Here is a 22562-nt window from a genome sequence, read left to right on the forward strand (position 1 = left end):
CCGTGATAGCGAAGCCGCGGCTCCGAAGTCGATCCGGATCGGCGGTGCGATGCCGGGGAAGCGGCCGTGGCAGCGATATGGGTAACAGCCCTGGTCCGGGCGCTGGCCTCGGGAACCGTCGTCGTGCTGGCCTCCGTGCTGGCGGAACTCCTCGGACCGGTCTGGGGCGCCCTCATCGTCAGCCTGCCGGTCTCGGCCGGGCCGGCCTACCTGTTCATGGCCTTGGAACACGATACCGACTTCGTCGCCGGGGCGGCCCTCAACGGCTTCGCCGCCAATGCGGCGACGGGCCTGTTCCTGACCGTCTACGCCCTGCGGGCCAGCGGCCGGGATCTGGGCTCGACCCTCGGTCCGGCGACGCTGGCATGGCTGGCGGTGGCCATCCCCGTATCCGCCGCGTCCTGGACGCCGCTGACGGCCCTCGGGCTCAACGCGCTCGTCTATGGCGCGGGGACCCTCGCGACCCGGCAGGCGGTGCGAACCTCCCTCGTCCGGAGCGCGGTCGTCGCGCGGCCGCGACCGGTGGATCTCCTGGCCCGAGCGACGGCCGTGGCCCTGTTCGTGGCGGTTGTCCTGGCTGTCAGTTCGGCCCTGGGACCGGCGCGGACCGGGGTGGTCGCCGCCTTTCCGGTCACCCTGACGAGCACCTTCGTGATCCTGCATCGCCGGATCGGCGGGTGCTCGATGGCACGCTTGGCCAGCATTGCGATCCGGGGCGTCTTCGGCTTCGGCCTGGCGCTGCTCACGCTTCACCTGACGGTCCAGGCCCTCGGTGCCGCCGCCGCCCTGTGTGCCGCCCTCCTCGTCTCTTTGATCTACTCGGCCGGGCTTCTCATCCTGCAGCGCCGGCCCAGTCCGAAGGAGCCCGGCATCGTCACGCGGTGAAGCGGCGGGGCGTCTGATCCCCGGTGTCGCGGTACGCTCGACCGCCCTGTTGCGGGGGACGCGCCAGGAGCCGAAATCCTCGCGGCGGCGTCAGGCTGGACCCGCCACGCCGCCCCCCGGGACCCGACGCAATCCGGGATGCGCGCCCTCCGTCACGGTGTCAGACCCTCTCGGGCGCCGAGGATGCGGTCCCGGTCGGCACAGGCTGCCGCCCCTGCGCGCGCCGCTCCTCGACGCGCTGCAGGATGACGTAGAAGCACGGCACGAACAGCACCGCCAGGCAGGTCGAGGCCAGCATCCCGCTGAACACCGTGATGCCGATCGACTTGCGCGCGGCAGCGCCGGCCCCGGAGGCGGTGACGAGGGGCAGGACGCCGAGGATGAAGGCGAACGAGGTCATCAGGATCGGGCGGAAGCGCAGCCGCGACGCCTCCACGGCCGCGGCCGCGATGTCGAGACCGGCCTGCCGCTTCTCGCGGGCGACCTCGACGATCAGGATGGCGTTCTTGCTCGCCAGCGCGATCAGCAGGATCAGGCCGATCTGCGTGTAGAGGTTGTTGGCGACGCCGAGCAGCAGCAGCGCCCCGACCGTGCCCAGGAGCGCCAGCGGCACCCCGAGCAGGACCGCCAGCGGCAGGATCCAGCTCTCGTACTGGCCGGCCAGGACCAGGTAGACGAGGAGGATGGCGAGCCCGAACACGAGGTAGATCTGCGCGCCGACGGCCTTCTCCTGGTACGACATCGCCGTCCAGTCATAGCCCGTGCCCGGCGGCAGCACCTTGGCGGCGATCTGCTGCATCAAGTCCAGCGCCTGCCCGGAGCTGAAGCCCGGCGCCGCTCCGCCCACGATCGTGGCCGTCGGGTAGAGGTTGTAGAGGCTGATCAGGGACGGGCCCTGCACGGTCTTGATCTCCACGATGGTGCCGAGCGGCACCATCGCCCCGTTGCCGGCGCGCACCTTCAGGTTCTCGACGTCCTCGGGGCGGAGCCGGTAATCGGGCGCGGCCTGCACGTAGACCTGGAAGGTCCGGCCGAACTTGTTGAACTGCGTGACGTAGGACGACCCCACGTAGCTCGAGAGCGTCGAGAAGACCTGCCCGACCGTGACGCCGAGCGCCTCGGCCTTGATCCGGTCCACCGCGATCGCGATCTGCGGCACGCCGGCCCGGAACGAGGTGTTGAGCTTCCGCAAGCCCGATTGCGCGTTCCCGTCGGCGACGATCGTCCGGGCGAGGCTCTCCAGCAGGGGGTAATCGAAGTCGCCGTTGCGCAGCTCCACCTGCATGGTGAAGCCGCTGGCATTGCCGATGCCCTGGATCGGCGGCGGGATGAGCACGAAGGTCGCGGCGTCCTCGACGCCCTCCAGCATCGTGTTGAAGCGGTCGTAGAGGCTGCGCAGATCCTGGCCCTTCTCCCGGGCCCGGGCGTCCCAGTCCTTGAGGACGACGTAGGCGACACCGGCATTGGGCAGGGTGGCGTTGGAATCGAGGACCGAGATGCCGCTGATGGTGAGCACGTTGTCGACGCCGGCCGTCGCCTTCGCCTGCGCGCTGATGCGCTGCATCACCGCGTCGGTGCGCTCCTTCGAGGCCCCGTCGGGCAGCTGGGCCCCGATCAGCACGTAGCCCTGATCCTCCGTGGGCAGGAAGGCGGTGGGCAGGCGGGTCAATCCCCATCCCGCCAGGCCGATCAGCAGGAGCGCGAGGACGGCCATGAGGCCGCTGCGCCGGACCATGTGGGCGATCAGCCGGGCGTACCAGCCCTCGACGACCCCGTAGACGCGGTTGAAGCCGCGGTAGAACAGGTTCCGCTTCTCCGGCGGCACCGGCTTGCGCAACCACAGGGCGCATTGAGTCGGCTTCAGCGTGGCGGCGTTGATCGCGCTGATCAGCGCGGTGGCGGCGATCACCAGGGCGAACTGCTTGTAGAGCTGCCCGGTCAGGCCGGGGAGGAACGCGGCCGGCACGAAGACCGACATGAGCACCAGGGTGATGCCGATGATCGGGCCGAACAGCTCCTCCATCGCCTTCTCGGCCGCCGCCCGGGGCGAGAGGCCCTCGTCGATATGGTGGGCCACGCCCTCAACGATCACGATGGCGTCGTCCACCACGATGCCGATCGCCAGCACGATGGCGAACAGCGTCGAGAGGTTCACGCTGAAGCCCATCGCCGCCATGGCGGCGAAGGCGCCGATGATGGTCACCGGCACCGTCGTCGCCGGCACCAGCATGGCCCGCCAGTCCTGGACGAAGACCAGGATGACGATCAGGACCAGCACGGCGGCCTCGAACAGCGTCCTGTAGACCTCGTGGATCGAGGCCTGGACGAACGCGGTCGTGTCGAACGGGATGGCGTAGACGAGGCCCGGCGGGAAGGTCTTGGCGAGTTCGGCCATCCGGGTGCCGACGGCGTTCGCCACCGTGAGCGCGTTCGCCTCCGGCAGCTGGTAGATGCCGATGCCGGCGGCGGCCTGACCGTTCAGGGTGAAGGACTGGCTGTAGGTCTGCGCGCCGAGTTCGACCCGGCCGACGTCGCGCAGGCGGGTGATGCGGCCGCCGTCCTGCGCGTCCGCCTTGATGATGATGTTCTCGAAGTCCGGGGCGTCGTTGAGCCGCCCGTTGATGTTGAGGGTGTACTGGAAATCCTGTCCGGTCGGCACCGGCGGCATCCCCAGGGCCCCGGCGGTGACCTCCTGGCTCTGCTGCTGCACGGTGTTGATGATGGCGTCGGGGGTGAGGCCCCGGGCCTGGAGCAGATCGGGGTCCAGCCAGATCCGCATCGCGTACTGGCCGGCGCCGAACACCGTGACGTTGCCGACGCCGGGGAGCCGGGCCAGCTCGTTCTGCACGTTGATCACGCCGTAATTCGACAGGAACAGGCTGTCGAACTTCCCGTCGGTGGCCGACAGCGTCACGAATTGCAGGATTGCGGTGGATTTCTTCTGGGTCGTGACGCCCTGGACCTGGACCGCCTGCGGCAGCGAGGACATCGCGATCGCGACGCGGTTCTGCACCAGAACCTGCGCCTGATCGCCGTCCGTCCCGATCGCGAAGGTGACCGTGAGGGTGTAGGTGCCGTCGCTAGCGCTGGTCGACTGCATGTAGAGCATGCCCTCGACGCCGTTGACCTGCTGCTCGATCGGCAGCGCCACCGTGTCGATCACCGTGCGGGCGCTCGCACCCGGATAGCGCGTGGTGACCTGGACCGTCGGCGGCACGACGTTGGGGTATTGCGACACGGGCAGGTTGAGGAGCGACACCGCGCCGACCAGCACCATGATCAGGGCCAGCACGTTGGCCAGGACCGGCCGCTCGATGAAGAAGCGCGAGATCATGCCGTTGGCCCTCGGTGCCGGCGTCTCAGGGGCGGTCCGCCGCATCGGCGGGCCGCGGATGGGCGGATGCCGGCCTCCGGTGACCGGGCGGATCGGTGCCCTGGACCATCGGTCTCGCGGGCTCGGCCAGGCGCACCGGCCGGTGTCTCACCGCTGAAGCGGCGCCGGGCCTGGGGAGGCCTCGGCCACCGCCGACTTCTGGGGTGCGACCTTGGCCCCGGGGATGGCTCGCTGGATGCCGTCCGTGACGACCCAGTCGCCGGGGGCGAGCCCCGCCTCGATCACCCGGTACCGCCCGTCCCGCGCCCCGAGCGTCACCACCCGCTGCGCGACCGTGTTGTCGGCCCCGACCGTGAGCACGTAGCTGCCCTGCTGGTTCGTCCCGATGGCGTCGTCGCGGACCAGCAGCGCCTTGTCGTCGCGGCCGACCGGGATCCGGACCCGCACGAACAGGCCCGGGAGGAGCGCGTGATCGCCGTTCTCGATGAGCGCCCGGGCCAGCAGGGTGCCGGTGGACGGATCGACCTGCGGCGCGAGGTAGTCGAGCCGGCCGGTATGCGGATAGCCGGTCTCGGTCTGCAGGCCGATCTCCACCGGTATCTTGGCCAGATCGCCCAGCGGCTGCTGCGTCGCGCGCAGGTGCTGCTTGACCAGCAGCACCTGCTGCTCGCTGACGTTGAAGTAGACGTAGAGCGGATCGATGCGGACGAGCTGCGCCAGCTTGGTCGGCCCGCTGATGCCGACGAGCGCCCCGACATCCGCCAGGTGGTTGGTGACCACGCCGTCGAAGGGCGCGGAGACCTGCGTGTAGCCGAGGTTGATGGTGGCGATGTCGAGGTTGGCCTGCGCCTCCATGACGGCGGCGCTGGCTTGGTCCTGCTTGGTCTTCGCGTCCTCGACCCGGGCCTGCGAGGCGAATTCCTGCCGCCCCAGCGTGGATTGGCGCTGATATTCGGACTGGGCGTTTGCCAGGGCGGCCTGCTGCGCCGCCAGGGCGCCCTGCGCCTGCTTGAGCTGCGCCTCGTAGGTGTTGCGCTGGATGGCGAAGAGCGGCGCGCCCGCCTTCACCACGGCGCCGTCCTTATAGGTGATCGCCTCCAGAAAGCCCTGGACCCGCGCCTCGAGATCGACGGCCGCGAACGCCTTGGTGTTGCCGGTGAGTTCGAAGTAGCGCGTCACCGTGCGCACGACCGGCTGCGAGACCGAGACGCCGGGCGGCGGTGGCGGGACGTACTGGTTCGAATCGCGGCAACCGGCGGCGCATCCGGCGATGGCCGCGAGGGCGAGAAGACGGACGGATCCGGGAAGCTGCAGCACGATCGGCACGGCCGGCCCTCAACCTGAGATCGTTACGGATGGTCTTTGGCCTCGGTCCTGCCGCGGCTACTGACCATCCTCGGCCTTGGCTTCCCGGGCGAGGGTCAGGCATTCGAGCAGATCGACATAGCTGGGCAGGCCGTCGAGTTGCGCTTCCGCCGCGCAGCGTGTCCGGTCACCGGCCGGGTAGCTGGACCACTTTTTTTCGACCTCGGCCCGCGCCGACCCCTCATCCTCGAGGCAGAGCTTCTGCCGGCCGGCATCGAGGGTCATCTGCTGCGTCGCCGCCCGGCAGCTGCCGTGAACGTCGAAGACCGGCATCGTGTCCGAGACCGGCGTCGCCAACGCCAGCTCCATCAGCAGGGCGGGAACGGCAAACATCATGATCGACACACCCGCGCAGCGCGCCAACCGGACAACCCGGTCGATCCTGACTTTGGCGGCCCAACACAGATGCCCCGCCCTGCGACAATACAGGTTCGATGCGCAAACGGGCCCGATTCGGTCGCCTGTGCTCTATCGATAGCACATTTCGCAGCTGAGCCATGGCCTCAAAAATTGTTATCAACCAAGGCGGACTACCGAATCCCGCGATCCCCCGGCAGATCGGGCCCACGATGTATTTACGTCTTATTTAAACGTCCCAACCGATACGGGACAGCAACAGACCCAATGATACACCTGCATCACGGTATTTCGGCGCCCCCAGGATCGACGGCCCGCGATGATTCACCTGTGAAAGACGGGCGCCGCCGAGGCGAGGGGATCGGCCGGTCTTGGACCCGGCGGAGTGGGACGATGGACCGAGCCCCGGACAGCCGAACATGCAGGGTTCGTCGCGGTCGCGCGATCCCCCCTCCCGTCGGCGGCGGGACGGGGCCGGTGTCGCGATCCCCTGCCTGTCGGCTTGGCCGGCGTCTCACCGCTCCGCGCGGTGGAGATGCCACAGCGCGCCGACCAGCCCGAGATTGGCGAGGCTCAGGGCGAGCAAGAGCCACAACAGGGCCTCCGGGCTGGCCTGGGTCAGCACGAACGCGCCGGCCGGCGGGGCGAGCGCCTGCGCGACCAGCCCCGGCCGCGCCAGGCGGCCGACCACCAGCGGGTAGCGCACCGGACCGAACAGGGCCAAGGGCACCGTGCCCCGCGCGATCGAATAGATCCCGTTGCCGCCGCCGTAGAGCACCAGCCAGATCCCGACGCCCGGCAGCCCCAGGGCCAGCAGCACCAAACCCAGCGCCACCAGGCCCAGGGCGGCGGTGAGAGTCCACAGCGGGTGATGCCGCCCTTCGAACGACATCTCCACGATGCGGGCGCCGACCTGCGCCGGGCCGATCAGCGCCGCGTAGGACACGGCGGACGCCAGCGCCACGCCCCGCGCCTGCAGCAGCGTCAGCAGATGCACCGACACCAGCGCCATGATCGCGCCGCCGAGGACCAGCACCCCGGCGAACAGCCGGAACGCCCGCCGCTCGGAGGCGGACAGAGGGCCGGTGCGCGCCGCGCGGTGCTCCGCCGCCGCCGCCGGCGGGTTCGGGATCAGCAGGAGCACCAGCGGCAGCGTGACCCCGAGATGCAGGCCGGCATAGGCGAGGCAGGCGCCCCGCCAGCCGACCTGCGCGACCAGGAACGCCGAGAGCGGCCAGCACACGGTGCTGGCGAACCCGCCCCACAGGGTCAGGGTGGTGATCGCCGGCCGTGCCGCCGCCCCGTAGAGGCGCCCGAGGGTGGCGAAGGCCGGGTCGTACAGGCCGCAGCCCATGCCGAGCCCCAGCAGAAGCCAGCCGGCCAGGTAGACCGGCAGGACCGGCGCGGCGGCCAGCGTGATCAGGCCGGCCGCCAGCAGCAGCGCCGCCAGCGCCAGAACCGGACGGCCGCCGTGGCGGTGGATCGCCGCCCCGACATGCGGCGCGGCGAACGCGGCAACGAGGAGCCCGAGGGACAGACCGCCGACCACCCAGGCCAGCGGCCAGCCGGTGCTCTCCGCCACCGGGCCGGCGAGCACGGCGGGCAGGTAGAACGAGGACCCCCAGGCGAGGATCTCGATCACGCCGAGGGCGGAGATCACCGGCCAGCGCCGCCCCCCGGACACGCGCGGCCTACCGGGTGCCGAGCAGCGGCAGCCAGGCCGCCAGCGCCAGCAGCGTGGCCAGCAGCACGGGCGGGGTGATGACCAGGCCGACCTTCATGTACTGGCCCCAGGTGATCCTCTGGCCCTTGCTGTCCAGGACATGCAGCCAGAGCAGGGTGGCGAGGCTGCCGATCGGCGTGAACTTCGGCCCGAGGTCGCAGCCGATCACGTTGGCGTAGACCATCAGCTCGCGGGTCAGCGGTGACAGGTCCGGCGCCCGCTCGATCGCGAGCGCCCCGATCAGCACGCTCGGCATGTTGTTCATCAGCGACGACAGGATCGCGGCGGCAAAGCCGGTGCCGATGGTGGCGGCCCACGGGCCGTGGCCGGCGAGCCAGACCAGGCCCTTCGCCAGCGCGTCGGTCAGGCCGGCGTTCCGGAGGCCGTAGACCACGAGGTACATGCCGAGGCTGAACAGCACGATCTGCCAGGGGGCGCCGGTCAGCACCTTGCGGATCGGGATGATCCCGCCCCGGTTGGCGAGCAGCAGGAGCACCGCCGCGCCGGCGCAGGTGACGGCCGACACCGGTACCCCGAACGGCGCGGTGACGAAGTAGGCGGCGAGCAGCACGCCGAGCAGCGGGAACGCCGCCCGGAACACCAGCGGATCGCGGATCGCGTCGGCCGGGCGTTCGAGGGCATCGACCGGGTAGGCTTCCGGCACGTCGCGCCGGAAATAGGCCCACAGCACCAGCAGCGTCGCCGCCAGGGACACCAGGTTCACCGGCACCATCACGGCGGCGTACCGGCCGAAGGTCACGGCGAAGAAGTTGGCGGAGACGATGTTGACCAGGTTGGAGATCACCAGCGGCAGGGAGGTGCTGTCCGCCACGAACCCGCAGGCGACGATGAACGCCAGGGCCGCCGCCGGCTTGAAATCGAGCCGGAGCAGGATCGCCAGCACGATCGGCGTCAGCAGCAGCGCCGCGCCGTCGTTGGCGAACACCGCCGCGATGGCCGCGCCGAGGAGCACGACCAGCGGGAACAGCCGCCGGCCCCGGCCGCCGCCCCAGCGGGCGATGTGCAGGGCCGCCCAATGGAAGAACCCGGCCTCATCGAGCAGCAGGGAGAGGATGATGAGCGCCACGAAGGTGAACGTGGCGTCCCAGACGACATGCCAGACCACCGGAATGTCGCCCGGATGGATCACGCCCGCGGCGAGAGCGACCCCCGCGCCGGCCAGTGCGCTCCATCCGATCCCGAGGCCCCTGGGCTGCCAGATGACGAACACGAGGGTGGCAAGGAAAATGTCGAGCGCGAGCATCCGGGCGTTTTCGTCTTATGGATCGGTGTGAGGCTCAGGCCGTGGCGACGCGGCGGCCGTGCTCGTCCACGACCCGCTCACCGTCTTCCTTGACGAACTCGCCCTGCTGCACCGGCAGAAGATCGAGCACGGCTTCCGACGGTCGGCACAGGCGCACGCCCTTGGGCGTGACCACCAGCGGGCGGTTGAGGAGGATCGGGTGCGCCGCGATGGCGTCCAGGAGCTGCGCATCCGTCAGCGCGGGATCGCCGAGGTTCAGCTCCGCGAACGGCGTGCCGCTCTCCCGCAGCACCGCACGCACCGACAGACCGGCGCGGGCCAGGAGCTGCACCAGCAGCGCCCGCGCGGGCGGGGTTTTGAGGTATTCGATCACGTGCGGCTCGATGCCGGCGTTGCGGATCATCGCGAGGGTGTTGCGGGACGTGCCGCATTCGGGGTTGTGGTAGATCACGACGTCGAACGGCTCAGGCATGGGCGGTCTCTCCAAGGGCAGGGCAGCAGGGTGCCAGGGCGGCCATCGCCGGGGTGCAGACCTCCGGGCGGCCCTGGCAGCAATCTTTCATCAGGAAGGCGATCAGGCCGGACAGCGCCGGGTAGGCGGCGCTGTAGATGATCGAGCGGCCCGCGCGCCGGGAGGCGACCAGGCCCGCGTGGCTCAGTTCCTTGAGATGATGGGACACGGTGGCGGCGGAGACGCCCACCGCCTCGGCCAGCACGCCGGAGGCCAGCCCGTCCGGGCCGGCGGTCACGAGCACCCGCACCAGGCGCAGACGGTGCTCCTGGGCGAGGGCCGCGAATGCGGCGAGGGCTTGCGGCTCGTCCATATTCGTTACAATCTTCAAATCACTCTTTGAACGTACAAGAAAGCTGAACCTTGGACAAGCCGCGCCAGCCTTTCACCGATGGCCTGCCGAACTTGAGCGCCGCGCATTTCGTGGTGCCGACCCGCGCGCGCCTGGAGGCGGTCAAGCCGCTCACCCACGCCCCCCGGTTCCTGATCCTCTACGGCTCCCTGCGGGAGCGCTCGTTCAGCCGCTTCCTCGCCTACGAGGCCGCCCGGCTCCTGGAAGCCATGGGCGGCGAGGTGCGGATCTACGACGCGCACGGCCTGCCCCTGCCCGACGACACGACCGCCGATCATCCGAAGGTGCAGGAGTTGCGCGACCTCTCGATCTGGTCCGAGGGCCAAGTGTGGGTGTCGCCGGAGCGGCACGGCACGCTGACCGGCGTGATGAAAAGCCAGATCGACTGGCTGCCGCTCTCCGAAGGCAGCGTGCGGCCGACCCAGGGGCGCACGCTGGCCGTGATGCAGGTGTCCGGCGGCTCGCAGAGCTTCAACGCCGTGAACAGCCTGCGGCTTCTCGGCCGCTGGATGCGGATGATCACGATCCCGAACCAGTCGTCGGTCCCGATGGCCTACAAGGAGTTCGACGAGGCCGGCCGGATGAAGCCGGGGCCGCTCTACGAGCGCGTCGTGGACGTGTGCGAGGAGCTGATGAAGTTCACGCTGCTGACCCGGGAGCGGGCCGACGACCTCGTCGACCGCTACAGCGAGCGGAAGGAGCGCGCGCCGGAGCGGCTGAGCGCCGTGGCCGCCGACATCGGCTTTGTGAAGCGCTGAGACACCCCGCCGCCGATGCGACCGTCCACACGGGCGCCGTCGTGATCGCGGCGGCGACCGGCCGCCCGCCGTGGGGCAGGTCAGTGCGGGACCAGGGTCCCAGCGCCCCGAGGGCCGACCGGATCCGCTGTCTCCGCGTCCACCCTCGGGGGAGCGACGGGTTCGCCCCCCCGCACGCCGCAGGCCTGCACGAAGGGCCTTGACGAAGGGCCTTGACGCGGTTCGGAGGGGTCCCGTATCTTTTGAGGACGGCAATGGTGTCTGCCGGGCCATCAAGGCCGAACCGCCGTCAGGCTGATGACTCCTACTTCTTGCGATCCCGCAAAGTCTTGCGGCGTCGCATCAAGGGGATGTCATGCGCGCAACCTTCCGAAATCTGTTCACACGCTTCAACGTAGCGGCCTTTGTCCGCACGCGGCACGATCATGCCGTCTCGGTCGCGCGCTGGATCCTGGTTCTGCTGCCCATGGCCGCCGCCGTGGGCTCCCTGTGCGCAGCCTTCCTCTGTAGCCTCGATGCGGCCACCCGGGCGCGCTTCGCCTATCCCGGGCTGCTGTTTCTCCTGCCGCTCGGCGGCTTGGCTATCGGGCTGCTCTACCATCGCTTCGGCCAGTCCGTGGAGGGCGGCAACAACCTCATCGTCGAGCAGATCCATGTGCCCGGGGGCGGCGTGCCCCTGCGCATGGCGCCGCTGATCTTCCTCGGCACGGTGGTCACGCATCTGTTCGGCGGATCGGCGGGCCGCGAAGGCACGGCCGTCCAACTGGGCGGCAGCCTCGCAAGCGCCTTCGGCAAGGCGGTCCGCCTGGATGCGCCGAGCTTCCGGATCATGCTGATGGCCGGGATCGCCGCGGGGTTCGGCGCCGTCTTCGGTACGCCACTGGCCGGCGCGGTCTTCGCGCTCGAGGTCCTCGCTGTCGGACGCGTCGAATATGCGGCCCTCGTGCCCTGCCTCGTCGCGGCCGTGGTCGGCGACTGGACCTGTCAGCTGTGGGGCATCGAACACGGGGCCTACCGTATCGACGACCACGCCGGAGCCGTCGGCACGCACATGGTCGAGCCGCTGCTCCTGGCCAAGGTCGCGGTGGCAGGCGTGGCCTTCGGACTGGCCGGCCTGGTGTTCGCCGAGGCGAACCACATGCTCGGCGGATGGTGCAAGCGGGTCATCGCCTTCGCGCCCCTCCGCCCCGTGGCGGGCGGCCTCGCGGTGATCGCCCTGGTCTACCTCTGTGGCACGCGGGATTACCTGGGACTGGGCGTCTGGTCGGCGGATCCGCACGGGCTGACCATCGCCCGCTTCTTCGGTCCGGAGGTGCATCCCTGGAGCTGGGCGCTCAAGATGCTGTTCACGGTCGTCACCCTGAGCGCCGGGTTCAAGGGCGGCGAGGTCACGCCGCTGTTCTTCATCGGCGCGGCCCTCGGCAACGCGCTGGCCGGGGTGCTGGGGGCGCCGGTGGATCTCCTGGCCGGCCTCGGGTTCGTCGCCGTGTTTGCCGGAGCGGCCAACACGCCGCTGGCCTGCACGCTGATGGGTATCGAGCTGTTCGGCGCCACGCACGGCGTCTACATCGCGACCGCCTGCTTCCTGGCCTACCTGTGCTCCGGGCACAGCGGCATCTACCTGTCCCAGCGCATCGCCGTCCCGAAGGTTTCCGTGGGCACCCTGCCGCCGGACGCCACCCTGCGCCATGCGCGCACGCACCGCGCGGCCCGGCTGACCGCGCCGGCCCCCGTGTCGGCCCCCGTGTCGGCCCCCGACAGATAGGTGCGCCCCAGGGCTTCGACGCGTCCGGTCGTCCCGGCCGGGATCGGGACGGTGCGCGCATCTCCATGGCGCGCGCCGACGACGCGCGCCGACAGGGCTGGACCACGCCAAGCCCGTTCCCTGGGGGGCTCCAGGCCCCTCTGCCGGGAACGGGTCGTGCAGGCGAAGGCCGACGGCCTGCTCAAGGCCGTCGGCCGAGGACGCCCCGGTCTCAATGGGCGCCACCCGGCCCCCGCAATCCGCGCCCTGCCCCTGCACCGCCGTCGGGCCGGCCCGCAAGCGGCGGAGCCGGCCCGCGCCGGGAGGGCGGACCGGGAGGATCCGGCCAGGGACCCGTCAGGCGGCGCGGACGGTTGCGAGGAAGCGGGCGACCTCGGCACCGAGATGCTCGGACTGGCGCGAGAGTTCGGAGGCGGAGGCGAGCACCTGGCTGGCCGCGGCGCCGGTCTCCTCGGAGGCCTGCGCGACGCCCGCGATGGTGCCGGTCACCGCGGTGGTGCCGGTCGAGGCCTGCGCCACGTTGCGCACGATCTCCTGCGTCGCCGCCCCCTGCTGCTCCACCGCCGCGGCGATCGAGGTCGCCACGCCGTCGATCTCCCGGATCCGCCCGGTGATCCCGCCGATCGCCGTCACGGCCTGCCCGGTCACCTCCTGCACCGCGCCGATCTGCCGGGCGATCTCCTCGGTCGCCTTGGCGGTCTGCTCGGCCAGCGCCTTCACCTCGGCAGCCACCACCGCAAAGCCCCGCCCCGCGGCGCCGGCCCGCGCCGCCTCGATCGTGGCGTTGAGCGCCAGCAGGTTGGTCTGCCCGGCGATCCCGGAGATCATCCCGACCATGTCGCCGATCCGGGCGGCGGTCTGGCTGAGCGCCTGGACCAGGGCGGCGGTCTGGTCGGCCTCGCCCACCGCCGATTGCGCGAGCCGGGCCGAGCCGGTGACCTGCCGGCCGATCTCCTGCACCGACGAGCCCAGCTCCTCCGCGGCGGCCGCCACGGTCTGGACGTTGGCGGCGGCCTCTTCCGCGGCGGCCGCCACGGTGGTGGATTGCGAGGCCGTCTCCTGGGCGGTGGCAGTCATCTGCCGGGCGGTGGCCTGCAGCTCCGTGGCCGAGGACGAGACCATGCCGACGACGCCGCCGACCGCCCGCTCGAACCCGTCGGCGAGTTCGATCATGGTGCGCCGGCGCGCCTGGGCCGCGGCCGCGTCGGCCAGCCGCTTGACCTCGGCCTCCTCGGCGGCCTTGCGGGCGACCAGGGCCTTGATCCCCTCCACCGCCCGGCCGACCGCGCCGATCTCGTCGCCCCGGCCAGCCTCCCGGATCTCCGCCTCGATCTCCCCTTGCGCCATGCGTCGCAGGACGACGACCAATCTGCCGAGCGGGCGCGTGATGCCGACGATCGTCACGAGGGCGGCCGCAGCGAGCCCGACCAGCAAGCCGAGCGCGCTGAACGACACCAGGGAGATGCGGGTGGCGTTGGTCTGCTCGGTCAGTTCGGCCGAGCCCTTCTCCATCGCGCCATCGATGTCGTTCCCGAGCTTCGAACTGCCCTGCACCAGGGCGACGAAGGTCGGGTCGATCGTACGATGGACCAGCGCGAGGGCCTCGGCGTTCCGGCCCGCCAGGCAGAGCTGGCGAACCTCGGAGACCTGCTGGACGAACTGATGGATACGGGCCGCCTGCTCGTCGATGCGGGCGCCAAAATCCGGCGCGAGTCGGCGCAGGTCGGCCAGAGCCTTTGTCAGGGTGGGGATGGCGTCGTCGAATCCAGTGTTGGCCACCTTCATCTGAGCTTCGTCTGTCTCAGCGAGGATGCGATACACCCAGTAATTCATCTCGAAGACGCTGCGATTCAGGCGACGCGCCGTTGCAACCGCCTTCGCATCGCGATCGATGAAAGAACTATAGGCCTTATCGATCTGGCCGATCCGCGCCTGCGCAAACCAAATACAGCCACCGATCACTCCACCGATAAGCACGATGACCGCTGACAGCTTTGTCAATATTTTAGCGTTGGAGAGCAAGGACATGGTTCCACCTGTGTGCATCAGGCGAAACGTCAACGAACACGATTAAATTTCGGTTCAAATTTCCGTGATGCGGAGAGAGCCAGCGCGATCCCGGGGGCCTCGGGGCCGGGCCGATGCGCACCCGCTCTCGGCGATGCGGTCAAGGAACCGCCCCTCCCGGGCGCCGCTCCCCGGATCCGCGCGGTTGCGGCTCCGCATGCGGCCCGGTGCCGGCTGCACCCGCCACAGGGGGCAGGACCTGACGGAGCACATGGCGGAGCTTGTCGGGGTTGCGGGTGATGTAGAGGGCGGTGATCCGACCGTTCTCGATGGCGAGCGCAGTCGTCTGGAGGAGATCGCCGCGTTCCCGGCTGATGTATCCCGGCAATCCGTCGATCCAGACCGGCGCGACCATCGCGGCCCGCTCGGGCCCCCATTTGCGCCGGACGCCCGCGAAGAGACGGAGCAGGCGCTCCGACCCGACGATGGGGTTGGGAAAGGCCAGGACCTTGCCGCCGCCGTCCGAGCAGAGCACCACGTCCTCCGCGAGCAGCGTGCGCAGGGTCGCGATGTCCCCGCTGGCGGAGGCCGCGAAGAAGGCGTGGGCGATCCGTTCGCCCTCCTCCCGCGCCACGGGAAAGCGCGGCCGTGCGGACTGCACGTTCCGGCGGGCGCGCACCGCGAGTTGACGCACGGCGGCCGCCTCCCGATCAAGCGTGTCCGCCACCTCGCCGAGCGGGATGCCGAACACGTCGTGGAGCAGGAAGGCTGCGCGCTCGAGGGGCGAGAGGCGTTCCAGCGCCATCATCAGCGTCAGCGTGAGATCGTCCTCGTCCACGCCGTCCTCCCCCGTCTCGACCAGGGGCTCCGGCAGCCAGGCGCCGACATAGGTCTCCCGGCGGGCGCGGGCCGACTTCATCTGGTCGAGGCAGAGCCGGGTCACGATGCGGGCCAGAAACGGATACGGGGCCGCGACCGCGCCCCGATCCGCCGCGATCCAGCGCAGCCACGTGTCCTGCACCATGTCCTCGGCCTCGCTGCGGGAGCCGAGCATGCGGTAGGCGATGCGCAGGAGGCGCGGACGATGGGCCTCGAAGGTGGCGGTCGCCGCGTCGGTCTGCGTGTCGGTCGGCGGCATGGGATCTGTCTGCGGAGCGATGGCGAGACCCAGGGATCCTCGCACGCGGCCGGAGGGGGTGTCACCGCCGGTCCGGCACGGTCAGGTCGCGGTCGTCCGTGTCGACGACGAACACCGCGAGAAGGCGGGACGGCTCCGTGGCGCTGGCATTGGCGCTCACGGCATGGTGGTCGCCCGGCTGCTCCACGAAGCTCTCGCCGACCCGGAAGATCTGCTCAGGCCCGTCGTTGATGCGGCTGCGGATCGCGCCCTCGATCACCGTCGCGGTGATGAAGGCGGAGCGCGCATGCCTGTGGGCGGGGGAGGACCCGCCCGGCCCGTACGCGACGAGGACGCCGCGCAGACTCTTGCCGGGGATGCCCGGCAGGGGGTGGTCGAAGATCGTCGTGACGCGGGCCTCGCCGGCCCGCAGCTCCGCCGCCCCGACCGGGAGCGCGAAGCCGGCCAGGCAAGCGGAGAGGATGAGTGCTTTGACCATGGGGGTTCGTCCAGCGTGGTGAGGGAGGCCGTCAGACGGTCGCGAGCCAGGTCGCGAAGCGCGTGGATCCGAGGCGCGCCGCGGCAGCGTCCTCGGGAACGAGCGAGCCCTTCTCCAGCGCGGCGCCGAAATACCGTGCGCCGCGGTCGGCCGACACCGCCCGGCGGTCGCCGGCGGCGGCGGCGCATCGGGCGACGAAGTCGCGGAAGGGCAGCCTGTCCGGTCCGGCGATCTCGATCGTCCGGCTGCGGGGCTCGTGGACGGCGACCTCCGCCAGCGCGGCCGCGACGTCGGCGGCGGCGATGGGCTGGAAATCGGCGTCGGGGACGACGATGCGATCGCCCACGACCGACGCCGCGGTGATCGTGGCGACGAACTCGAAGAACTGGGTTGCACGAACGATCGTGTAGGGCAGGCCGGACGCCACGATCAGCCGCTCCTGCGCGACCTTCGCCCGGAAGTATCCGTTCCCGTCCAGGCGATCCGTGCCGACGATCGAGAGGGCGACATGGTGCGTCACGCCGGCCCGACGCGCGGCGGCCAGGAGGTTGCGGCTCGACCGCTCGAAGAAATCGAGCACCGCCGCATCCTCGAAGGACGGTGCGTTCGCGACGTCGACCACGACCTCGGCGCCGACGAGAACCTCGGCGAGCCCCTCACCCGTCAGGGCGTCGACGCCCGTCCGCGGGGAGGCGGCGACGGCTTCGTGTCCCCTGCGGCCGAGTTCGGCGGTCAGCTGCCTGCCGATCAACCCGCTCCCGCCGATCACAACCACCTTCATGACGCGCGTCTCCTGCGTGAACCGGGCGGCGCGGCGGGGTGCCGCTGAGGCGCTCGTTCGACGTCAAGACGAGGGGACGACGCGGGATGTGACATGCCGTCGGAGAAAAAGGCGATGCCGCCGCGTGGGACGCCGTCCATGGCCACGACCGGACGCCAGCCCCCCTCCGGGCTGAGCGTCACGGGGTCGATCCGGGCCTCCCCCATCAAGCCGACCCGGAGGGCGTTCCAGCGGACAGTCCTGGCCAGACCCGGCCAGTCCCGTGACGGTCTCGCCGACCGTGTCGGCGCCGGCACCGATGCGTCCGCGGGCGACCGGACGGCCTCCGACGCCCTTCGCCGTCGCGGCGACGTCCGCGCCTCCGACCAAACCGCCGATCCGCACAGGGTCCCGATTGAAGACGTCCGCGCCGGCGTCGCGTGCGGCTCAACCGATATCGCCTTCCGCGCGACCCCGACGGGACAGCGCGCCATCCCGGAATGGCCAGGGTCCGTGGCGGAAGCCTGGACCCACTGGACTGGACCGCTCGCCTGGAACGCTTGGAGGAGGCCGCCGTTGCACCCGTCGCGAGAGGGTGGGCGTCTGGCTTGCGAGACCGCAGCCGATGCCAGTCCGAGACAGGATGTGAAGGGCAGCGCGATGATCGACACGGACAGGATCACGGGGGCCGCGCGCGCGTTCGGCGGCACGGTTCAGGGCTCGGTTGGCGACCTCGCCGGTTCGAACCGCCATGCGGTCGAGGGCCGGCTCCGCGAAGCGCAGGGCACCGCCGAGAACCTCTACGGTCAGGCCAAGGACGCGGTCCGGCACGCGGCCGACGAGATCTCGGACCACGCCGCGGAGGCCTATGACCGGAGCCGTGCCTACGCGTGGGAAGGTCACCAGACCTCCGTCGCCTGGCCCCACGCTTCCTTGCTCGTCGCCGGGCTCGCGGGCTTCGGTCTGGGCTTGCTCGTCAGCAAGCTCTGAGCCGCGACGCCCGCTCGCATCGACACCGTCGGCGGCGTGGCCCTAGCGGATCTCCCAGGCGGGGCCGCTCGCGGGCCCCGCGCGGCCGATGATCGGCCCGCGTCCCGGCCGGGCCTCCACGGCGCCGGGCAAAACGGTCCCCGCGCGGTCGATCGCGCGGCGACGCAAATCCGTGCGGCCAACCCGACCGGCCGGTCCCGCGTGTCGGTCTTTGCCGGGTCGACATCTCATGGTTGTATGGGGGCGTGCCGCGGCCCCTGTCGGCCGGCGGCGAGGCCCGCCCGTCGGCATGGCACGGGAACGGCAAGGGAGGCACCGCAATGGCCAGCGTGGTCGCCGAGGATCAGGACGCCCGGAACGCGCTCGGCGAGAGCGAAATTCCCAAGGCCACGATCTGCCTCTGGTACGACACGGAGGCCGAGGCGGCCGCCCGATTCTACGTCGCGACCTTTCCGGACAGCGCCATGGGCGCGGTTTACCGGGCACCGGCCGATTACCCGTCGGGCAAGGCGGGGGACGTGCTGACGGTGGCGTTCACGGTGGCCGGCATCCCGTGCATCGGCCTGAACGGCGGTCCCGCCTTCCGGCACAGCGAGGCCTTCTCGTTCTAGATCGCGACGGACAACCAGGCGGAGACGGACCGGCTCTGGACCGCCATCGTCGACAATGGCGGGCAGGAGAGCGCCTGCGGCTGGTGCAAGGATCGCTGGGGCATCGCGTGGCAGATCACGCCACGCGTGCTCACCGCCGCGCTGGCGGCCGGCGGCGCGGAGGCCCGGCGCGCGTTCACGGCCATGATGACCATGGGGAAGATCGACGTCGCCGCGATCCAGGCGGCCCGGCGCGGATGACGTCGCGTCGGCCTGGACCCTGTTGCCGATGACCGAGCCGATATCCGCCGCGGCCCACGCGCGCACCATCCTGGCCGCGCACGAGCATCGCCGCCCCATCGCACCGCTGACCGGCTGGGATCCGACCTTCGACCTGCCGGCGGCCTACCGGGTCGCCGAGGCGATCCGGAGCCTGCGTGCCGGGCGCGGCGAGCGGAATGTCGGCTACAAGATCGGCTTCACCAACACGACCCTGTGGGAGCGGTACGGCGTCCGGGCGCCGATCTGGGGGCATGTCTACGACACGACCCTGCGCGACCGGGCCGCCCTGGGCGGACCGGTGCCCCTCGCGGCCTTCGTCGAGCCCCGGATCGAGCCGGAGATCGTGTTCGGTCTGGCACGCGCGCCGGAACCCGGCATGGATGCCGAGGCGCTGATCGCCTGCCTCGACTGGGCCGCGAGCGGCTTCGAGATCGTGCAGTCGCTCTATCCGGGCTGGCGCTTCGCGGCGCCCGACACCGTGGCGGCCTTCGGGCTGCACGGGTTGCTGGTGGTGGGCGAGCGGCTGCCGGTTCCGGCGGCCGCGCGGCGCGGCTGGATCGGCGACCTCGCGGGCTTCACCGTCGACCTGCTGCGGGACGGCGCCGTCGCCGACCGGGGCGGCGGCCGCAGCGTCCTCGGGACGGGACCGCTCGCCGCCCTCGCGCACTTGGTCGATGCGCTGGCTAACGATCCGGTCGCCCCGCCGCTCGCAGCCGGCACGGTCGTCACAACCGGCACGCTGACGGACGCGCTTCCGGTCGCCTCCGGCCAGCACTGGAGCACGCGGCTCGACGGGCTGCGGCTTCCCGGCATCGACCTTGCCCTGATCTGAAAGACCCGGCACGGGTTATCGTGCCAGGATCGTGTCGTTTCCCGGGCCGGCTCCGGGACTCTGGCATTGGTGATGGTTAGCCGACATGCCAAATGCTGAGCCATGCCTGGACGCCTGCGGCGACGCCACACGACCTTCCTCGTCTCCGTCACCGTGCAGGGCTCTAGCCCGGCATCCGGCGCCACGGTCTACGCGGTGATGAAGCCCAGCGCCGCGGAGGCGCTGGAGGCCGTCCGCCCTCTGGTCGACCCGTCGGCCACCCTCGCCGTCGTGGGCAGCCTGTCCACCCGGATCGCCAAGGCCCTCAAGCTGAAGCGCGACGAGCCGCGGGTGGTCTGAGCCGCCCGGTTCCGGCTCAATCCACCGCGAGCCGGTAGCCGACGCCCCGCACGGTCTGCAGGAAGACCGGATTGGCGGGGTCGACCTCGGTCTTGCGGCGCAGGCGGTTGATCTGCACGTCGACGGTGCGCTCCGCCGCGGCCCCGCCCGGGCCGGCGAGCTGCTCGCGCTCGACATTGGCGCCGCCCGCCATCGCCAGGATCGTCAGGATCTCGCGCTCGCGCTCGGTGATGCGGATCAGCTCGTCGTCCCGGCGCAGCTCGCCCCGGTCGACCCGGAACGCGAACGGCCCGAAGGTCACCGCCTCGGCGGCCGCCGCGCGGGGCCGCGCGCTGCGCTTGATGATGTTGTTGAGCCGCAGCGTCAGCTCCCGCGGCTCGAAGGGCTTGGGCAGGTAATCGTCCGCGCCGATCTCCAGCCCCATCACCCGGTCGTTCGGGTTGGAGCGGGCGGTGAGCATCAGGATCGGCACACGCGACGTCTCGCGCACGCTGCGGGCGTAGTCGAAGCCGTTCTCGCCGGGCATCATCACGTCGAGGACCATGGCGTCGAACACGACGCTCTGGGCCCGGGCCCGCGCCTCCGCGGCGCTCGCCGCCGCGGTGACCCGGAAGCCCTGGTCGGTGAGGTAGCGGGCGAGCAATTCGCGCAGCCGGCGGTCGTCGTCGACCACGAGGACGTGGGGCGCCTCGTCGGGCAGGTCGGCCCGGGCGGCATTGCTCACGCGCACTCCTCCCCGGCGACGCGCCCGTCGCTCCCGCCCCCGCGCCGCGCCATCAGGCGCTGGACCGCCGGGCGGTCCTCCGGCTCGATCATCGCCATCAGGAAATCCTCCGGGGAGCCCCGGGCATCCGGCGCCGCGAGCGCCCGGGCGAGGCGGCGGGCCTGGACCCGCGTGAGGTCGGCCGCGAGACGGGCGCCGGCCTCGGTGCAGTAGAGGAGGCGCTGGCGCCGGTCGCTGGAACCGGGCTTCTGCGCGACGTAGCCCTGCCCGATCAGGTCCTTGAGCACCCGGTTGAGGCTCTGCTTGGTGATGCGCAGGATGTCGAGGAGTTCGGCGATGGTCAGGCCGGGATAGCGGTCGACGAAGTGCAGCACCCGGTGGTGGGCCCGGCCGAAGCCGTAGGCGGCCAGGATCCGGTCGGGATCGCCCACGAAATCCCGGTAGGCGAAGAACAGAAGCTCGATCAGGTCGTCGCTGCCGAGGGCGGCCGGCGCGGCGCCCGGGACGGGTTTCGCCGCGAAGATCGCCTCGCGCGGGGCTGTCCGTGTCACGGCGCGGCCGCTCCCAACGGGTGATAGGTCAGTCCCCATGACGTTTCTCAAGGCGGCCCGGGCCCGTCAACCCTGACCGGGCCGGCCGGGGCGCCGGCCGGCGGCGATCCTCAAGCGGGATTGCCGCCGGTCCGGCCCCTCCGCTACGCAGGATCCTCGATCGACGGGAGCGGACGGACATGGCCGAGGCAGCTGAACCGGGACCGGGACGCCTCTGGATCCGCGATCCGCGCGCCATCCTGGCCGAAGGCGCCGGGGGCGGGATCGTCGTGGCGGGCACCCGGATCGTCGAATGCGTGGCGGCGGGCGCGAAACCCGCCGCGCCCGTGGACGAGACCTTCGACGCCTCGCGCCACGTGGTCATCCCGGGGCTGATCAACACCCATCACCACGCCTTCCAGACGCTGACCCGCGCCCACCCGCTGGCGATCAACAAGCCGCTCTTTCCCTGGCTGAAGGCGCTCTACACGGTCTGGGGGCGGATCACCCCGGAGGCGTTCCGGCTCGCCACGCAGGTGGCCTTCACCGAGCTGCTGCTCTCGGGCTGCACCACGGCGGGCGACCATCACTACCTGTTCCCGAAGGGGCTGGAGGATTCGATGGACGTCCAGGTCGCGGAGGCCCGGGCCCTCGGGATCCGGGCCGCGATCACCCGCGGCTCCATGAGCCTGTCCGACCGGGAGGGCGGGCTGCCGCCCGAGAGCCTGACCCAGGACGACGACACGATTCTTTCGGATTGCGAGCGGGTGCTGAACCTGTTCCACGACCCCGCCCCCGGCGCGATGGTGCAGGTCGCGCTCGCCCCCTGCTCGCCCTTCGCGGTGACCCGGCGCCTGATGCGCGAGAGCGCGGCGCTCGCCGCCCGGCACGGGAGCCGGCTGCACACCCATCTCGGCGAGACGCTGGACGAGGACGCCTATTGCCAGCAGATGTTCGGTTGCCGGCCGGTGGAGTACCTCGAGGAGGTCGGCTGGCTGAACGACCGGGTCTGGCTCGCCCACGGCATCCACTTCACCGATGCCGAGGTCGCCCGGCTCGGCAAGGCCGGGGTCGGCGTCTGCCACTGCCCGACCTCGAACATGACCCTGGCCTCGGGCCGCTGCCGCACCTGCGAGCTGGAGGCGGCGGGCTCGCCGGTGGGCCTCGGTGTCGACGGCTCGGCCTCGAACGACAGCTCGAACCTGATGGAGGGCGTGCGCCACGCCCTGATGATCAACCGGCTCACCTACGGGGCGGAGGCCGTGACGCATCTCGACGCCCTGCGCTGGGCCACCGAGGGCTCGGCCGCCTGCCTCGGCCGCACCGATATCGGCCGGATCGAGCCGGGCCGGGAGGCGGACCTCGCCCTGTTCACCCTGGACGAGCTGCGCTTCTCCGGCGCCCACGACCCGCTGGCGGCTCTGGTCCTGTGCGGCGCCACCCGGGCCGACCGGGTGATGGTGGCGGGCCGCTGGCGGGTGATCGACGGCCAGCCGCTCGGGGTCGATACCGGGATGCTGCGCGAGGCGCATTCCCGGCTGGCGGTGGACCTGTTCGGAGCGGTGTAGAGGGCGAGCC

General features: G+C 71.2%; 20 protein-coding genes, 1 pseudogene and 1 riboswitch. Of the genes and pseudogenes, 8 read left to right on the top strand and 13 right to left on the bottom strand.

Features of this window, described 5'->3' with window-relative positions; all coding sequences use genetic code 11:
• Window positions 1-66 precede the first annotated feature (66 nt).
• Entirely contained in the window at window positions 67-885 is an 819-nt protein-coding gene (locus MCBMB27_RS17540) for a hypothetical protein (protein ID WP_075380943.1), read from the top strand.
• A 160-nt stretch (window positions 886-1045) separates the two neighbouring features.
• Here MCBMB27_RS17540 and MCBMB27_RS17545 read toward each other — a convergent pair whose 3' ends face one another.
• From MCBMB27_RS17545 to MCBMB27_RS17575, 7 genes are all read right to left on the bottom strand, one after another.
• Window positions 1046-4219, bottom strand: coding sequence for an efflux RND transporter permease subunit (locus MCBMB27_RS17545; protein ID WP_053609600.1), 3174 nt, complete (start codon window positions 4217-4219; stop codon window positions 1046-1048).
• Between the two features lie 147 nt (window positions 4220-4366).
• Window positions 4367-5545, bottom strand: coding sequence for an efflux RND transporter periplasmic adaptor subunit (locus tag MCBMB27_RS17550; RefSeq protein ID WP_075380944.1), 1179 nt, complete (start codon window positions 5543-5545; stop codon window positions 4367-4369).
• Window positions 5546-5602: 57 nt separating this feature from the next.
• The gene (locus MCBMB27_RS17555; RefSeq protein ID WP_236952735.1) at window positions 5603-5920 is read right to left on the bottom strand and encodes a hypothetical protein; all 318 of its coding nucleotides are present in this window, start codon (window positions 5918-5920) and stop codon (window positions 5603-5605) included.
• Between the two features lie 535 nt (window positions 5921-6455).
• Window positions 6456-7625 (bottom strand): MFS transporter, encoded by a 1170-nt coding sequence (locus MCBMB27_RS17560; protein WP_075380945.1) that lies wholly within the window; start codon window positions 7623-7625, stop codon window positions 6456-6458.
• Between the two features lie 7 nt (window positions 7626-7632).
• Window positions 7633-8928 (bottom strand): arsenic transporter, encoded by a 1296-nt coding sequence (locus tag MCBMB27_RS17565; protein WP_075380946.1) that lies wholly within the window; start codon window positions 8926-8928, stop codon window positions 7633-7635.
• 34 nt (window positions 8929-8962) lie between these two features.
• Window positions 8963-9400: an arsenate reductase (glutaredoxin) gene (gene arsC, locus MCBMB27_RS17570; RefSeq protein WP_043353683.1), complete on the bottom strand. Its 438-nt coding sequence runs from the start codon at window positions 9398-9400 to the stop codon at window positions 8963-8965.
• Window positions 9393-9752, bottom strand: coding sequence for an ArsR/SmtB family transcription factor (locus MCBMB27_RS17575; RefSeq protein ID WP_043353685.1), 360 nt, complete (start codon window positions 9750-9752; stop codon window positions 9393-9395). Before MCBMB27_RS17575 ends, arsC begins: the two co-directional genes overlap by 8 nt.
• A 50-nt stretch (window positions 9753-9802) precedes the next feature.
• Between MCBMB27_RS17575 and arsH the strand changes: the two genes are divergently transcribed.
• Together arsH and MCBMB27_RS17585 are read left to right on the top strand one after the other, a co-directional pair.
• A complete protein-coding gene (gene arsH / locus MCBMB27_RS17580) occupies window positions 9803-10549 on the top strand; it encodes an arsenical resistance protein ArsH (RefSeq protein WP_075380947.1) in 747 nt (248 codons plus the stop codon).
• Between the two features lie 241 nt (window positions 10550-10790).
• A riboswitch (Fluoride riboswitch) is annotated at window positions 10791-10863 on the top strand.
• A gap of 41 nt (window positions 10864-10904) precedes the next feature.
• Window positions 10905-12314 (top strand): voltage-gated chloride channel family protein, encoded by a 1410-nt coding sequence (locus MCBMB27_RS17585; protein ID WP_075380948.1) that lies wholly within the window; start codon window positions 10905-10907, stop codon window positions 12312-12314.
• A gap of 336 nt (window positions 12315-12650) precedes the next feature.
• Here the strand turns inward: MCBMB27_RS17585 and MCBMB27_RS17590 are convergent, their stop codons facing one another.
• The 4 genes from MCBMB27_RS17590 to MCBMB27_RS17605 form a co-directional block, all read right to left on the bottom strand.
• A complete protein-coding gene (locus tag MCBMB27_RS17590) occupies window positions 12651-14342 on the bottom strand; it encodes a methyl-accepting chemotaxis protein (protein WP_075380949.1) in 1692 nt (563 codons plus the stop codon).
• A gap of 139 nt (window positions 14343-14481) precedes the next feature.
• Window positions 14482-15459: a sigma-70 family RNA polymerase sigma factor gene (locus tag MCBMB27_RS17595; RefSeq protein ID WP_075380950.1), complete on the bottom strand. Its 978-nt coding sequence runs from the start codon at window positions 15457-15459 to the stop codon at window positions 14482-14484.
• A gap of 61 nt (window positions 15460-15520) precedes the next feature.
• Entirely contained in the window at window positions 15521-15937 is a 417-nt protein-coding gene (locus MCBMB27_RS17600) for a cupin domain-containing protein (protein WP_043384020.1), read from the bottom strand.
• Between the two features lie 31 nt (window positions 15938-15968).
• Window positions 15969-16718 carry an SDR family oxidoreductase gene (locus MCBMB27_RS17605; protein ID WP_043759449.1) on the bottom strand — a complete coding sequence of 250 codons (750 nt, stop codon included), beginning with the start codon at window positions 16716-16718 and terminating at the stop codon, window positions 15969-15971.
• Between the two features lie 639 nt (window positions 16719-17357).
• On the opposite strand from MCBMB27_RS17605, the gene MCBMB27_RS17610 reads away from it, so the two are divergent.
• The 4 genes and pseudogenes from MCBMB27_RS17610 to MCBMB27_RS17625 all read left to right on the top strand — a co-directional run bounded on the left by MCBMB27_RS17610 (window position 17358) and on the right by MCBMB27_RS17625 (window position 19730).
• Window positions 17358-17687, top strand: a complete 330-nt coding sequence (locus MCBMB27_RS17610) for a CsbD family protein (RefSeq protein ID WP_075382010.1) — start codon at window positions 17358-17360, stop codon at window positions 17685-17687.
• 377 nt (window positions 17688-18064) lie between these two features.
• Window positions 18065-18538 (top strand): annotated as a pseudogene (locus MCBMB27_RS17615) (VOC family protein).
• Window positions 18539-18566: 28 nt separating this feature from the next.
• Window positions 18567-19391: a 2-keto-4-pentenoate hydratase gene (locus MCBMB27_RS17620; protein WP_075380951.1), complete on the top strand. Its 825-nt coding sequence runs from the start codon at window positions 18567-18569 to the stop codon at window positions 19389-19391.
• A gap of 102 nt (window positions 19392-19493) precedes the next feature.
• A complete protein-coding gene (locus MCBMB27_RS17625) occupies window positions 19494-19730 on the top strand; it encodes a hypothetical protein (RefSeq protein WP_043353327.1) in 237 nt (78 codons plus the stop codon).
• 16 nt (window positions 19731-19746) lie between these two features.
• On the opposite strand, the gene MCBMB27_RS17630 is transcribed toward MCBMB27_RS17625, so the two are convergent.
• Entirely contained in the window at window positions 19747-20454 is a 708-nt protein-coding gene (locus MCBMB27_RS17630; RefSeq protein ID WP_043353334.1) for a response regulator, read from the bottom strand.
• Window positions 20451-21005 carry a MarR family winged helix-turn-helix transcriptional regulator gene (locus MCBMB27_RS17635; protein ID WP_043353328.1) on the bottom strand — a complete coding sequence of 185 codons (555 nt, stop codon included), beginning with the start codon at window positions 21003-21005 and terminating at the stop codon, window positions 20451-20453. The genes MCBMB27_RS17630 and MCBMB27_RS17635 overlap by 4 nt, the downstream gene beginning before the upstream one ends.
• Window positions 21006-21184: 179 nt before the next feature.
• On the opposite strand from MCBMB27_RS17635, the gene MCBMB27_RS17640 reads away from it, so the two are divergent.
• The gene (locus tag MCBMB27_RS17640) at window positions 21185-22552 is read left to right on the top strand and encodes an 8-oxoguanine deaminase (RefSeq protein WP_043353330.1); all 1368 of its coding nucleotides are present in this window, start codon (window positions 21185-21187) and stop codon (window positions 22550-22552) included.
• Window positions 22553-22562 lie beyond the last annotated feature (10 nt).

The organism is Methylobacterium phyllosphaerae, assembly GCF_001936175.1.
GTDB lineage: Bacteria > Pseudomonadota > Alphaproteobacteria > Rhizobiales > Beijerinckiaceae > Methylobacterium > Methylobacterium fujisawaense.

What these genes read in the sequence shown, in the direction of transcription:
- MCBMB27_RS17585 (WP_075380948.1), top strand. Translation starts at nt 10,905, where the DNA reads ATGCGCGCAACCTTCCGAAATCTGTTCACACGCTTCAACGTAGCGGCC.
- MCBMB27_RS17625 (WP_043353327.1), top strand. Translation starts at nt 19,494, where the DNA reads ATGCCTGGACGCCTGCGGCGACGCCACACGACCTTCCTCGTCTCCGTC.
- MCBMB27_RS17600 (WP_043384020.1), bottom strand. Translation starts at nt 15,937, where the DNA reads ATGGTCAAAGCACTCATCCTCTCCGCTTGCCTGGCCGGCTTCGCGCTC.
- MCBMB27_RS17610 (WP_075382010.1), top strand. Translation starts at nt 17,358, where the DNA reads ATGATCGACACGGACAGGATCACGGGGGCCGCGCGCGCGTTCGGCGGC.
- MCBMB27_RS17605 (WP_043759449.1), bottom strand. Translation starts at nt 16,718, where the DNA reads ATGAAGGTGGTTGTGATCGGCGGGAGCGGGTTGATCGGCAGGCAGCTG.
- MCBMB27_RS17620 (WP_075380951.1), top strand. Translation starts at nt 18,567, where the DNA reads ATGACCGAGCCGATATCCGCCGCGGCCCACGCGCGCACCATCCTGGCC.
- MCBMB27_RS17590 (WP_075380949.1), bottom strand. Translation starts at nt 14,342, where the DNA reads ATGTCCTTGCTCTCCAACGCTAAAATATTGACAAAGCTGTCAGCGGTC.
- MCBMB27_RS17640 (WP_043353330.1), top strand. Translation starts at nt 21,185, where the DNA reads ATGGCCGAGGCAGCTGAACCGGGACCGGGACGCCTCTGGATCCGCGAT.
- MCBMB27_RS17595 (WP_075380950.1), bottom strand. Translation starts at nt 15,459, where the DNA reads ATGCCGCCGACCGACACGCAGACCGACGCGGCGACCGCCACCTTCGAG.
- MCBMB27_RS17555 (WP_236952735.1), bottom strand. Translation starts at nt 5,920, where the DNA reads ATGATGTTTGCCGTTCCCGCCCTGCTGATGGAGCTGGCGTTGGCGACG.
- MCBMB27_RS17575 (WP_043353685.1), bottom strand. Translation starts at nt 9,752, where the DNA reads ATGGACGAGCCGCAAGCCCTCGCCGCATTCGCGGCCCTCGCCCAGGAG.
- MCBMB27_RS17545 (WP_053609600.1), bottom strand. Translation starts at nt 4,219, where the DNA reads ATGATCTCGCGCTTCTTCATCGAGCGGCCGGTCCTGGCCAACGTGCTG.
- arsC (WP_043353683.1), bottom strand. Translation starts at nt 9,400, where the DNA reads ATGCCTGAGCCGTTCGACGTCGTGATCTACCACAACCCCGAATGCGGC.
- MCBMB27_RS17565 (WP_075380946.1), bottom strand. Translation starts at nt 8,928, where the DNA reads ATGCTCGCGCTCGACATTTTCCTTGCCACCCTCGTGTTCGTCATCTGG.